Here is a 286-nt window from a genome sequence, read left to right as displayed (position 1 = left end):
ATCCTCCTTGACGAACTCGCGCACCGGATTGTCGAGCAGCGGCAGCACCGCCTCCGACGGCCGGCAGAGCCTTGCCCCCTTGGGCGTCTCGACGATCGGCCGGTTGATGAGGATCGGATGAGCGAGCATGAAATCGATCAGCTCGCCATCGCTCCATTTCAGGTCGGCGAGGCCAAGCTCGGCGTAAGGCGTTCCCTTCTCCCGCAACAGCGAGCGTGGAGCGATGCCCATCGCGCCGATCAGCTCGATCAGCCGTTCGCGGCTCGGCGGCATCTTCAGATACTCG

General features: G+C 64.3%; 1 protein-coding gene. It reads right to left on the bottom strand.

Translation table 11 applies throughout. From position 1 onward, the window contains the following. Positions 1-286: ArsC/Spx/MgsR family protein (locus EN808_RS35940; RefSeq protein WP_135918279.1), on the bottom strand; the 286-nt coding region annotated here is incomplete at both ends.

Origin of the sequence: Mesorhizobium sp. M8A.F.Ca.ET.165.01.1.1, from assembly GCF_004792065.1 — a bacterium.
Taxonomy (GTDB): domain Bacteria; phylum Pseudomonadota; class Alphaproteobacteria; order Rhizobiales; family Rhizobiaceae; genus Mesorhizobium.
The sequence above is the reverse complement of the archived record's forward strand: the minus strand, read 5'-3'. Positions and strand labels throughout refer to the sequence as shown.